The sequence below is a fragment of the Streptomyces sp. A18 genome (assembly GCF_059026065.1).
Map to the genome: position 1 here is coordinate 1 of NZ_JBWLKL010000050.1, position 12,442 is coordinate 12,442.

Here is a 12,442-nt window from a genome sequence, read left to right on the forward strand (position 1 = left end):
AGCGCCTCGACCGTCAGCGTCGTCAGCGGCACCGGATGCACGCTGTAACCATCCAGCGAACCGTCCTCCAGCGGCGACACCTCATAGCCGACCTTCGCCATCGCCCGCTTGGAGAACTCATCCGTGTTCACGATGATCTCCGCACCCCGCGGCACATCGGCGATGTTCGCCTTCAACGCCGCCGGATTCATCGCGACGAGGACGTTCGGCGCGTCCCCCGGCGTCAGGATGTCGTGATCCGCGAAATGCAGCTGAAAGGAGGAGACACCCGGCAGCGTCCCGGCAGGCGCCCGGATCTCCGCGGGAAAGTTCGGCAGAGTCGACAGGTCGTTCCCGAAGGACGCCGTCTCCGACGTGAACCGGTCACCCGTCAGCTGCATACCGTCACCCGAGTCACCCGCAAAGCGGATGACGACCCTGTCAAGGCGGCGAACGTTCTTGGCAGCTGCCCCTGCCGCACTACCTGGTGAGGGACTGACTGTGGACACCATGACCTCACTCGTGCTCGGCATCAGAAGTTCCGTGACCGGGTTCGGAACCCGCACCCACCGCAGCCGCCCTTCTCCTTGATGAGGCCGAAGAATCCCTCCCCCTCACTGCCTCAGCGATTGCTTCCGCAGCCCGGTCGACATGCTCCTCACCCGTCGAACGCCCAAGGCTCAGCCGGAGGGCTCCGAGAGCACGCTCCTCACCCATCCCCATGGCCAGAAGGACTTCGGAGGGGCGGACGCTTCCGGAGTGGCACGCTGACGCGGTCGACGCGGCGATGGTGGGCGTACTCGCGAGCACTTCAGTGCCGACGACTCCGTCGATACTCACGTTCAAGGTGTTGGGCAGACGATGGGCAGGATGCCCGTTCAGCGTGATCCTGTCGGGAAGCAATGCGACGAGCGCTTCGTGGAGCCGATCGCGCAGCTTGGTCAGGCGGACGTATTCGGAGTCCAAGACTTGGGCTGCCTTTTCGCTGGCGGCACCCAGGCCCACGATGGCTGGGACATTTTCGGTCCCGGCGCGCTGACCGCGCTCCTGCCCGCCGCCATGGACAACGGGCTCGAACTGCAAGTGCTTCGGAAGGTGGAGTGCACCAATGCCCTTGGGCCCGTAAAGCTTGTGTCCGGCCAGCGACAGGAGATCGACACCCATATCCCTGACGTCGACAGACACCTTGCCCACGGCTTGGGCGGCGTCGGTGTGCATCAGCGCGCCGTACTCATGGGCGATCCCGGCCAACTGATCCACGGGGTGGATCGTCCCCGTCTCTCCGTTAGCGCATTGGATCGAAACCAGCGCGGTCCGTTCCGTCATGGCTTCGTGCAGGGCCTCGGGGGTGATCTGCCCGTACTCGTCGACCGGCAGATAGGTGACCCAGATGCCATGAAGCCGTTTGAGCGCCTCGCAGTTCTCGAGGACTGACGGATGCTCGGTGACCTGAGTAACGACATGGTTCCTGCCGGCCCGCAGTGCAGGCAGCAACGCGCCCCGGATCGCGAGCGCGTTCGCCTCTGACCCACTGCCGGTGAAGACAATGTCCTGCCGGTCGCTGCCGATCAACGAGGAAGTCTGACGGCGTGCTCGATTGACGGCTGCTGCAGCAATTCGCCCGAAGTCGTGAGAACTTGACGGGTTGCCGAAGTGGCTACGGAAGTACGGAAGCATCGCCTCGATAGCCTCCGTATCCATTGGCGTGGTCGCGTTGTGATCGAGGTATGTAGGCCCGCCCCCGGGCGTTTCACCGATTGACATAAGCACGTCCCTCGCACTCGGTTGTAGCGGCGCCGCACGCCTGGCACCGTCGGCTGTCTGTCATCACATCTGTTGTGAGGCGACGACCAAGCCCCGTTTCGCGCTGGGAGGAAGGGCGGCTGCTGGCCAAACGGCAGCTTCTTCGATGATCTTCCGCACCAGATGCGCGATCGTGGTGTACGGCGCGAACTGCGCAGCGGATTGAAGTCGCCCGAGGTAGTCAACGGCCCACGGCCATATGTGCGTATGCAGCAGATCGTGAGCCGCCGCCCACGCCTCCGCAGGTGTCAGACAGTCGGTCACCGACCCCACCGCGATCCTGTAGAGGTGGGCCAGGAGAGCGAGTTCCACTGCCAGGTGATCCTGGCCAAGGACTGAGTCTTCTTCCTGCAGTATCGGGTGCAGGGCATAGCGGTCCATGAACTCTTTGATGTCGTTCGCCGCACGTCCGCCGAGCTTGACTTCACCATGGTGGACCGAGGCGTACGGCGGGCAAATCGGTTGCGGACCGATGAACAGGTGGCAGTACTCGGCAGCTAGCTCCTCCAATGCCTCGCTCTCTGTACGCTCGGCGAGGCCGGGGTCGGTGAGCGGCCTGTGGCCGCCACCGCTGTCAACGTCGGCCTTGAGCATCTGCCGGTAAAGCAGCGGGTCGATCTCACGAGCGAGAAGACGGACAGCCAGGCGCAAGAGAGCGGTGTACGCCCTCACGTGCTCAGCTGCGACAGGAATGGAGTTCACGCCAAGTCACACCTTCCGTATCTGCACGACGGTGTCGTGGTAAGCCTGTCCGCCGGCGACGGGGTCGGGGTAAATGGGCAACAGGTCGTTCTGGGGCACGCTGAGCGTGCCGTCCCACCACATGCGCTCGAGGTCGGCGTCGGCGGACTTGCCGTAGCCGGGGTTGTCGGCAGTGTCCTTGCCGTTGGTGGCGTACGCGCCACCAACGCTGCGCCCCGCGTTGTGGGCCATGGCCAGCACCAGAGGGTGGACGCCTTCGGTTAGCCGTACGCGAGTGCGCAGGGTTCCGAGCTTGGAACCATCCCCTCGGGGCACAGCCGCGTCCTTTGGCCGAAAGCTGGTGACCTCGATCCAGTCGCCGTCGGCTATCCCGAGCTTGTCGGCGGTAGCACGATTGAGCAGCGCCGGGTTCGTGTGGGAGATCTCCTGCAACCATTTGGACTGCATGGTGCGGTGCGCGTTGTGCACGTTGATCTTGTAGCTGGTCATGATCAAGTGGTCATCAGGGAAGTCGCGTTGATGGCTGGGGATCGGCTCGTACACCGGCAACGGATCTATGTCCCGGCCGACATCCTTGCCCTTGCCGACAATGAAGTCGCTGTGCACCTCGGCCTTGCGCGTCGGGGTGAGGAAGCCACGCCTGGCGATGCCGGCGATACGGATACCGATCGCCATGGGCTCGCCGGTCTTCTCATCGGTGCCCTTGTAGATGATCCCGGTCTTGCCGTCCTCACGGGAACCCTCAAGCTCGTCGGGCGTGAGCCGCTTCAGGTAGGGCTCGTAGAAGGGCTTCTTGGCCGGGTCCACCCAGATGCCCTTCGCCTTCATGTGGGTAAACCCTCCTGGGACGGGCTTGAAGTACTCCTCCAGATATTCCTCGGTGGTCTTCCAAGGGAAGTACTTCTCCATGCCTCCTCCGATCCGGCGGGCGAGCTCGGGGAAGATTTCACGGACATCCTTGGACTCGCCTCGAGCAGGCACGACAGGCTGGCGTAGACCGACATAGTCGATCAGGCCCTGCGGCGGGCGGGAGTCGATGTCCCACCGCTCCAGATAGGTGGCCCACGGCAGGATGATGTCGGCCAAATGGGCAGTCTCGGAGTACATCACGTCGATGCAGACGTGGAAGGGAATCAGCTTCTCGTCCTTGAGTACGCTGCGTACCAACTGTGCCTCGGGCCACGACCAGGCGGTGTCCGCGTTGTAGGTCATCAGCGCCGACATCTTCTGTCGGCCTTCCTTGATCCACAGGTAGATGACCTCGGCGACCTTCATCTTCTTGTCCGGGAAGGCATTGGCCAACGGCCAGTTCTTGGCCTCCACAATGATGCTCTTGGCAGTCGGCTTCTCCGGGACAGGTTCCGGCTCGGGAAGGAGTTCCTTGTCCCAGGCGGACTGGGGATGCCAGCACCACCCTCCCTCCTTGCCCATGTTACCGACCAGGGCGTTGAGAATGGTGATCGCCCGGTCGTTGTAGAAGCCGTTGCGGTGTCCTTGCGAGCCCCGGTTACAGATGGTTGTGCACCGCGGAGCCGCAGCGGCGAACTCTCTGGCAATGCGAACGATATCTACTGCGGGAACACCGCTTTCCCGCTCAGCCCATTCGGGCGTGTACTGCGCGACGTGTTCAGCGAACTTCGCAGCTGGGTAGTTCGACCAGGCGTCGAACCACTTCTTGTCCCACAGTCGCTCGCGACAGATCACGTTCGCCATGGCGAGCGCTACCAGGCCGTCCGTTCCGGGCTTCACGCAGAACCACTCGTCCGACAAGGCAGCGGTATTGGAGAGGCGGGTTTCGAAGGTCACCAGTTTCGCGCCCTTCTGTCGGGCACGCATCATGCGGATGGCTACGGGGATGTGGCCCTGGTGAGCCTCGGCCCAGTTGCTGCCGAAATTCAGGACGTACTGTGTGTTCTCGTAATCGCCAAGATCCCAATCTGACTCACCGATCGTGGTCAGGATAGCGGCGCGACGGTTCAATGAGCAAAGAGCCCGGTGGTTGAACTGCGAGGGGGTGCCGTAGGCGTTGAGGAACCGGGAGACGATATCGGTGGAGCGATTGCGGCCCTGCTGGAACGCGAACTCTTCCGGCTTACCACGCTCACGGATCTCCTTCAGGCGGTCGGCCATCTCGCTGTATGCCTCCTCCCAACCGATGCGCCGCCACTTTCCCGACCCGCGCGCGCCCACTCGCTTGAGGGGATAGAGCAGGCGATACGGGTCGTACAGCACCGATGGGCCGGCCACACCCTTCGCGCAGACCGCCCCTTGGCTGTTGGGATCCTCCGGGTTGCCCGTCACCTTGAGGAGGCGGCCGTCGTCGACATGGCCGATGATGCCGCACGCTGTGGTGCACATCTGGCACAGCGAAGGAATGGCTTGAGCACCGCCCACGGCGGGAGCCTCCGTTGAAGCATCCGCTGTCGCGTCACGGACGATCTCAATCGTGCCAAGTCCGCCGACAGCCAGGCCTGCTGCAGCGCCGAGCCTAAGTAGGTCGCGGCGGTCGAGCTCCCAGGTGTCCGGGCCCCCCGCTTCCGGCCCCGGCGTTCCGGTGCTCGTGGCCTCAGTATCCGAACTCATGGTGTCCCCCGTGAATCAGGCTGTGAAGATGAGGAATCGGGCGATGCCGGAGCCCACGAGCACCGCGACGGCGCTGACGAGCCGGGCCGCAGGCCGCCTTCCGCCAAATAACAGTGCCGCGGTCGGCACGAGCAGACCGATACCGAGAACGCCTCCATAAAAGAGAGGGGACCAGGAACCGAGAAGAACGGACTCCAGCGCCTCGTCAGCGGGGCCGATGGGCACGGACACCGCGGTGAAGACCAGAGCGGCCGCATACGTCATCAGCAGGACGAGCACTACTCGTCGACGGGCGTCGCTCTGCGCGCCCGCCGACTCCTCGCCAAAGGCTGAGACGAGTTCAACAACGGCATACCCCATCAGCAATGAGGTGACGAGGAAGATCAGCGCGGATCCACTGGTACCGGCCAGCGGAGACACCCATGTCCGCGCCAGAACCGCCACCGGATAGACCGCAAGCGCGAGGCTGGTGGCCCCCAGCAGCCACACCACGGCTCGGTCCAGATTCCTTGTCATCCCCCGCGCCGGCTGGGGCACAACAGAGTTCATCGAGGCCGTGCGTCTGCGCCACAGCAGGTACAGCGCAACCCCCAGAAGGAATGTCTTCGCTGCGATGATCTTTGCTCCGAGTGAGATCGGAGAAGTCCAGTTCCCGAACTCGGTGACCATCAACGAGAATCGCTCGGGCCGCCCCAGATCGACCGTCAGTAGCATGCCGGCGGCGCCGAGCATGGCCAGGCACGTCCAGCCGGCCCGCCAGTCCAGGGTGAGCGCCGCTTCCGGGAAGCGGCTCCGGTGCCACCAGACGGCAAGGGTGAGGCCACTGGGAATACCGATCAGCGCGAAGTACGCAGCGAGGAGCCCACCCCACGGGGTGTTTGTCATCGGCGCTACCTGCGCGAGCGTGACCGGCATGGCTCACCGCCCCTCGAGGTCCGCGTCAGTGTCCACCTGAACGCCGTCGACTGCTATCAGGGGCAGCGCACGCTTGGGGTCTATGTAGAACACCTTGGGACGAGTGTTGGCCTCGGGTTTCCACACATCCAAGTCGTTCTCGCGTGCCTTCACCGCGATCTCGCTCTCCGGGTCATCGAGGTCGCCGAAGATCCGGCAGTTGGTTGGGCAGGCCTCAACGCATGCCGGTTCGCCACCCTTGGAGGTTCGATGCTCACAGAAGGTGCATTTGCTCGCGGTCTGCGTCTGGGGGTCCTCATAAATAGCGTCGTACGGGCAGGCCGCCATGCAGAACCGGTTAAGGTTGCAGTCGCCTTCCTCGATCACCACCTCACCGCTTGGCTTGCGGGTGATCGCGTCAGTGGGGCACGCGTTGAGGCAGGGAGCGTCCTCGCACTGGTTACAGAGGACAGGGATGAAGTGGCGCGTGGCCTTGGGGTGTTCGCCGGCTTCTACGTACTTGACGGTGTCGCGGAAGACGCCCAGGGGGACGTCGAACTCGTTCTTGCACGCCACCGAGCACGCATGACAGCCGATACAGGTGTTCAGATCGATGAGCATTCCAAAGCGGGGCACAAGCTCCTCCAGAGCTGACGTGCTGAGAGCGGCTTCAAGCTGACGGAAAACTTCATCCAGTCTTCTAGTGTTCCTTGGATAATAACCATGGTCGTGGCTCTCCCACAGGAGGTCCCGGGATCCCGGGATCCCGTCATTGGCCAGGTCGCGCGAGGCACACCGCGTAGTCCTCGTCCGTGTCGACCCACCAGCACACGAGCTGCAAGCCGGCCTGCGAAAGCTCCTTCTCCAAGCCCGCCCGGCGGAACTTCGAGGAGATCTCGGTACGCATCTCCTCGCCCTCGGAGAAGGTCACCTGCAGACTCAGGGCACGAACGTGCACGACCTGGTCACGCGTTGAACGCAGTCGCATCTCCATACGCTCGTGCAACTCGTCCCAGGCAGCGACATGCTGGAACCTGTCCAGGACGAAGTCGGCATCCAGACCGCGGTTGATGACGGAGAGAACGTTGCGGTTGAACGCTGCGGTCACGCCCTTGGCGTCGTCGTAGGCACGCACGCGCCGATCGCGGTCCTTGACCAGGTCGACCCCGAGGAGCACCGTGTCGCCTGACCGCATGATCGCCCTGAGCGCCCCCAGGAACCGCCCCCTCTCATGCGGCGTCATATTGCCGATCGTGCTCCCGAGGAAAGCGATCAATCGGCGCTCCGGCGAAGGCAGTAGCTCCAGGTGGCGATCATGGTCCGCGGCAACAGCATGCACCCGGATATCCGGATAGTCGGCCGCTATCTTCTCGGCCGACTCCTGAAGATAGTCGCCGCTGACATCTACCGGAACGTAGGTTTCGAGAGAACCTGCATCCAATAGCGCATCAAGCAATATCCGGGTCTTCTGTCCCGATCCTGCACCCAACTCCATCAACGCTCCGGCGCCGGATGCCTTCGCGATCTCATCGGCGTGGAGTGAAAGAATGGATCGCTCACGACGGGTGGGGTAGTACTCGTCCAGCTGCGTGATCTCCTCGAAGAGCTCACTCCCCCGCTCGTCGTAGAACCACTTGGCGGGAAGTTCCTTTGGTGTTCTGGAAAGTCCATGCGCGACATCGGCTCGGAGAGCCGCGTCCAGATCGGCGGGAGTCACGAAGCAATCGGTCTTGACGAGGGACACGACGCCACCTTCTCAACGTGGAGGATTTACGGCACTTTCGTAGTGATCGCACTGGCATCTTTCAGCACAAGGGCTAGGCGAATCCGGACACGGCGGAGTGGCGCACGCCCTGTTCAGACCCGGGGAGCGGATGGACACAAGGACAGGAAAACCGCCCAGGCCATCCGCTGACTCGCTAATTGTGGTTACTCGGTCACCAATCCGAGACCCTTGGCCTGCGAGCGGACCTCTGAATAGTCCTTCGCCGTGACGCGGGCATACTTCTGGGCCCGCATGAGATCCAGGAGTTCGGAATCCTTCATCGTCTCGAAGGCGGCGGTGACTTCCTTGATCGCGTCGGCGCCCAGAGCGCTGCGCATCACCCAGGGGTAGCCCATGACCCGCCTCGACTCAATCTCACGAAGGGTGCCCTTCCGCACAGATCCTTCGGCCTCGAGGCGGCGCAGGATCCTCAGCTCAAGTCCGCCTGCATCGGCGCTCCCCGTGGCTACCGCCTGTGCGACCGCGTCATGCCCGCCGGCGAAGGTCACCTTGGAGAGCGGAGGACACGAAGTCTGCTTCCGCGCATCGCACTTGGCCCCGGCGTCCACGAGCATCACACGCGGGTAGAGGCTTCCAGAGGTCGAGCTGATGTCCCCGAAGGCGAATGTCGACTCGGCCCGGATCAGGTCCTTGGTGGAGCGCGCCGAGGAGCCCTTCTTCACTACGATGGCAGACTCGTATTCCTTGGTCCCCGTGTCCTGGTCGACTTCCGTCACCATTGGGGTGAGCTTCACCTGCTGCTCCGCCTGAACGTACGTCAGCCCTCCGAGGTAGGCGACGTCTACATGCTTTGACGCCAAGGCCTCGACGACACCGGAGTAGTCACTCGCCACGAAGAGCTCGACTTTCACGTCGAGCTTCTTCGACAGGTAGTCAGCGAGGGGCTCATACTGAGCCTTCTGCTTTTCTGGAGACACGTTCGGTATGACTCCGACTCGCAGAGTTTTCGGCACACCTAGGGAATTGGTCGACACGCCATCGCCGGCCGAACAAGAACTGAGACCGAGAGATACCGCCAGGGCGATAAGCCCGGCCATAAATCGCTTCATCGTTCGCCTCCGCTTTCAAGGCGGAACCCAAACGGGATTTAAGCTGGCATCCCAAGTAAGGCGACACGTCAAAAAAACGCGCCCCCGTTAGGACCAGGCAATTCTTGCCCCCGTTGCGGATCCCTTCGCATGGATTGGATCTCCCTAGCCAGCGGGACGGAGCCTAGCAGCGCAATCCGGCCCCGAGAAGACTGTGACTGGATTTACTTCTGGGACACACGGTAGACATCGGCCTGCCGCTGTGCACTTAGGGATCATGAGCCACCAGCGAAAGCGGAATGGCAGGTTCAGGGCCACCAAAAGGGGACGGAAGGGCGTCGTCTGACCTGCAATGGAGATCGTGAACGAGCGCAGCAAATGGAACCCATCCATCCATTCAGCACCGCGGCCGGGGCTCAGCCGCCTCCACCTCTACCCGCGTCACGGAACTCCTTTACTCTCGATATCTTTAGATGATAGGTTTTCAGCGATCTTCGAGCCACTCCCCTGGCCAGCACCCGTCAGTGATTGCCTGCAACCACGAGGGACAGGGATGAGCGACCCGGCAAGGCTGCAGCACCAGCCTGCTCGCGCTGCCTCGAGCGCCGAGCGGCTCGGCTTTCCCGTTCTCATCGACGCGCCCATGGAGGCTTGAGCCACGTGGACATCTCCTTACGGAACATCACCATCGACTTCGATCACCCCAAGGCGCGTGTTCTCGACGGGGTGAGCCTCGCCATCGAGGAGGGCGAACGGGTAGCCCTACTGGGACCGTCCGGCTCAGGAAAAACGACTCTGCTCCGCCTCATGCTGGGTGCAGTCCACCCGTCTGCCGGCGAAGTGCGAATGGGAGGCCGGAACCCTTTTGGTAGCGCAGTCGACCTCGCGGAGCTGCGGCGCCGTACCGGCTGCGTACGCCAGCGCGACGACTTGGTGACCGGGCTCACGGGGCGTACCAATGCCCTGATGGCTACCACGTCGGACTGGAAACTCAGCGACTGGTTCTCGGTCGTACGCGGCCGGACACCTCGGCGCTACAGCCAGTCCTTGGCGATCCTGGCAGAGCGCTACGGCATCGAACCCTGGCTGGCGTCACCGGTGAAGAACCTCTCCGGAGGGCAGCGGCAGCGCGTGGCTCTTGTCCGTGCCCTACTGAACCAGCCCTCGCTCCTCCTCGCCGACGAGCCGACGTCCGGCCTCGATCCGCGGAATACGTCCGTGGTGATCGACGGCATGCTCGAGGGCACACGCACCGTGGTGATGGCGACGCACGACCTCGACGTAGCCGAACGTTTTCAGCGCGTGATAGCCCTCCGCGACGGGTGCGTCACGTATGACGGTCCGCCGCCCGCCCAGGACATCCTCGACAGAATCTATGCCGCCGCCGAGGAACCCGCATGCGCCTGAAATTCCCTGCCGCTTCCTCTCCGACCCGGCCCCCCGTCGAGTCGTCGGCCGGCACGCCCAAGCGTGGCTCGCCCGCCACGCCGCCTCCCTCAAAGCACCATCTGAGGTGGGCAGTCGTCGCCCTTGTCCTGCTGACCGTGATCTGGTCGGTCCAGGGAACGGGGGTAGGGTTGACCTCTCTCGTGGAAGGGCGTGAGGGCGCCCAGCGACTCCTCTCGGGGCTCGTCCCACCGGACTTCAGCGCCGACCTCCTGAAGTCCGTGTTCACAGCCACTCTCGAGACCCTGCAGATCTCCATCACGGCACTGTTTCTCGGTGCGCTGATCGGGCTGCCCCTGGCCGCCATCATCGCCGGCAATGTGCAAGCGCCTGCCTGGTGCGCTTCCGGGGCTCGGGTGATCGCGGCGTTCCTTCGCGGCGTGCCCGAGCTGTTGTGGGCGCTGCTCTTCGTCGCCACTGTCGGCCTCGGCCCGGCAGCCGGTGTCTATGCCGTGGCTCTCCATGCCGCCGGACTTCTCGCCAAGCTCTGTTCCGAACAGATGGAGGCGGTGGACCCCGCTCCCGTCGAAGCCATGCGGCTGACCGGAGCATCCCGGACTGCCACGATGCTGCTGGCCATCTTCCCCCAGAGCCGCAGCGGGATCGTCTCGCTGCTGCTCTACCAATGGGAGTGCAACATCCGCAGCTCGACGGTCGTCGGGTTCGTCGGTGCAGGCGGAATCGGCCAGGCTCTGGGCATCTCGCTCTCCCTGTTCCGCTATGAGGAACTCGCCACCCTGCTCATCGCCGTACTGATCCTGATCCTCGGCGTGGACCGCATCTCCCGGATGCTTCGCAAGCCTCTGGGCGCGGCCACCCGCTAGGCAGGGGGCGCCGCTTGTGTTTCGACAAGCCCCGCTGCTCTGTGCGGTGTTGCCTCACATCTCGGCTGGCCGTGTCGTCCCACGACCGCACATCGCCGCCTCCGGCAAGGCGGCAGGCCAACTTCCCCATTGCTCGGTCCTGTTAGAGAAGGGCACCAAGGCATGACACAGGCGAATCCACCGCTGGACCCGAAAACCGTACGAGGGGAGCCGCCAGCACAGCGCATAAGCGCCAGGGACCGGATCCTCGCGCACATCGAGATCTGGCGGCTGGATCTCTTCTCCTATGCGGGCCTCGTGGGCGTGGCTGGAGCCCTCCTCGCCACGGACGACCCTGCCCTCTGGCGTGTGTTCGGAGCTTGGCTGGCACCAACTTTCGGCTGGCTCGCCGCGATGTACGGCGGCGACTTCTTCGACCGCGACCTCGATGCCTCGTCGAAACCGCAGCGCCCCGTACCGTCCGGGCGAGTCAGCGCGCGCGCTGCCTTCGCGGGAATGGTGATCAACGTCCTGCTGGGACTTGTCGTGGCTGCGGTGCTCAATCCGCTGAACGTCGTGGTCGTTGTGATCACCCTCGGCCTCGGCGTTGCCTACAACGCCTATCTCAAGGCGCACGGCGTCTTCGGGAATCTCACGCGTGGCGGTGTCACGGCGATGGCGTTCGTGATGGGATCCCTGGCCACGCATTCGGAGCTCCAGGTGGAGCTTCTGCCCATCGCGTTGATCTTCTGGCTGCACGACTCGGGTTCGAATGTCGTCGGAGCGATCTGCGACCGCGAAGGTGACCGCGAAGGCGGCTACGGCACATTCCCCGTCCGTCACGGGGACACGGCCTCGCTGTGGCTGATGGTGGGCTTTGACCTGTCGTGGGTGGGCCTCGCGGTCATCTACCCGCTGTTCCTCGACCAGGTCGCCTCGACCACGTACGCGGTGTTCCTTGGCATTGCACTCGTCATGGCGGTCGTCTCCGCCGGCATGCTTATACGCGGGCCACGGCCCATTCCGCGCCTCGTCGGACTCCGTTCCCACGAGATCCTTGTCATCGAGCGCCTCGTACTCACGTCGGCCCTCGTGGCGACGGCAACCTCCGCCCTGGTCGGCGTACTGCTGTTCCTCCCGTCCGCGGCCGCCGCGCTCGTGGCTTCCGCGGCCATCATGCGGAAGAGTTACGAGCCCTCGCGGCATGGGTGGCGGAAGAACGCTGCTGGCCACTCTCGGGTTCTCTGACGTCTCGTCGAAGCACCGGGCGCGCTACCGATGGCCGCCGCAGATCCCTGCGGCGGCCATTGGCACGCAGATGGGCGCGTCCCACGCCGACGCCGTTCCTCGCCCAGGACGGTACGTGGCCGATTACGACAGAGGCGCGGAAGCCTGTCCGGCTACCGCGCCTCTGTCCT

The 12,442-nt window shown here is 63.9% G+C and carries 11 protein-coding genes; 3 read left to right on the top strand and 8 right to left on the bottom strand.

Annotated features, from left to right (window positions below; genetic code table 11):
• The 8 genes from AC5P1C_RS38910 to phnD form a co-directional block, all read right to left on the bottom strand.
• Positions 1-491 (bottom strand): 2-oxoacid:acceptor oxidoreductase family protein (locus tag AC5P1C_RS38910; RefSeq protein ID WP_493870741.1); only part of this gene is annotated, 491 nt, incomplete at its 3' end.
• 4 nt (positions 492-495) lie between these two features.
• Positions 496-1,743, bottom strand: a complete 1,248-nt coding sequence (locus tag AC5P1C_RS38915) for a cysteine desulfurase family protein (RefSeq protein ID WP_493870706.1) — start codon at positions 1,741-1,743, stop codon at positions 496-498.
• Between the two features lie 63 nt (positions 1,744-1,806).
• On the bottom strand, positions 1,807-2,484 hold the full coding sequence (locus AC5P1C_RS38920) for a TorD/DmsD family molecular chaperone (protein ID WP_493870707.1): 678 nt from the start codon (positions 2,482-2,484) through the stop codon (positions 1,807-1,809).
• A 6-nt stretch (positions 2,485-2,490) separates the two neighbouring features.
• Entirely contained in the window at positions 2,491-5,067 is a 2,577-nt protein-coding gene (locus AC5P1C_RS38925) for a molybdopterin-containing oxidoreductase family protein (RefSeq protein WP_493870708.1), read from the bottom strand.
• 15 nt (positions 5,068-5,082) lie between these two features.
• Positions 5,083-5,982 carry an NrfD/PsrC family molybdoenzyme membrane anchor subunit gene (gene nrfD / locus AC5P1C_RS38930; RefSeq protein ID WP_493870709.1) on the bottom strand — a complete coding sequence of 300 codons (900 nt, stop codon included), beginning with the start codon at positions 5,980-5,982 and terminating at the stop codon, positions 5,083-5,085.
• Between the two features lie 3 nt (positions 5,983-5,985).
• On the bottom strand, positions 5,986-6,582 hold the full coding sequence (locus tag AC5P1C_RS38935; protein WP_493870710.1) for a 4Fe-4S dicluster domain-containing protein: 597 nt from the start codon (positions 6,580-6,582) through the stop codon (positions 5,986-5,988).
• A gap of 148 nt (positions 6,583-6,730) precedes the next feature.
• Positions 6,731-7,705, bottom strand: coding sequence for an L-histidine N(alpha)-methyltransferase (gene egtD / locus AC5P1C_RS38940; RefSeq protein ID WP_493870711.1), 975 nt, complete (start codon positions 7,703-7,705; stop codon positions 6,731-6,733).
• Positions 7,706-7,890: 185 nt separating this feature from the next.
• Positions 7,891-8,796, bottom strand: a complete 906-nt coding sequence (gene phnD / locus AC5P1C_RS38945; protein ID WP_493870712.1) for a phosphate/phosphite/phosphonate ABC transporter substrate-binding protein — start codon at positions 8,794-8,796, stop codon at positions 7,891-7,893.
• A 639-nt stretch (positions 8,797-9,435) separates the two neighbouring features.
• On the opposite strand from phnD, the gene AC5P1C_RS38950 reads away from it, so the two are divergent.
• From AC5P1C_RS38950 to AC5P1C_RS38960, 3 genes are all read left to right on the top strand, one after another.
• Positions 9,436-10,182 carry an ATP-binding cassette domain-containing protein gene (locus tag AC5P1C_RS38950; RefSeq protein WP_493870742.1) on the top strand — a complete coding sequence of 249 codons (747 nt, stop codon included), beginning with the start codon at positions 9,436-9,438 and terminating at the stop codon, positions 10,180-10,182.
• Positions 10,173-11,045, top strand: a complete 873-nt coding sequence (gene phnE, locus AC5P1C_RS38955) for a phosphonate ABC transporter, permease protein PhnE (RefSeq protein ID WP_493870713.1) — start codon at positions 10,173-10,175, stop codon at positions 11,043-11,045. The genes AC5P1C_RS38950 and phnE overlap by 10 nt, the downstream gene beginning before the upstream one ends.
• 162 nt (positions 11,046-11,207) lie before the next feature.
• Positions 11,208-12,272 carry a UbiA family prenyltransferase gene (locus AC5P1C_RS38960; protein ID WP_493870714.1) on the top strand — a complete coding sequence of 355 codons (1,065 nt, stop codon included), beginning with the start codon at positions 11,208-11,210 and terminating at the stop codon, positions 12,270-12,272.
• Positions 12,273-12,442: the final 170 nt, after the last annotated feature.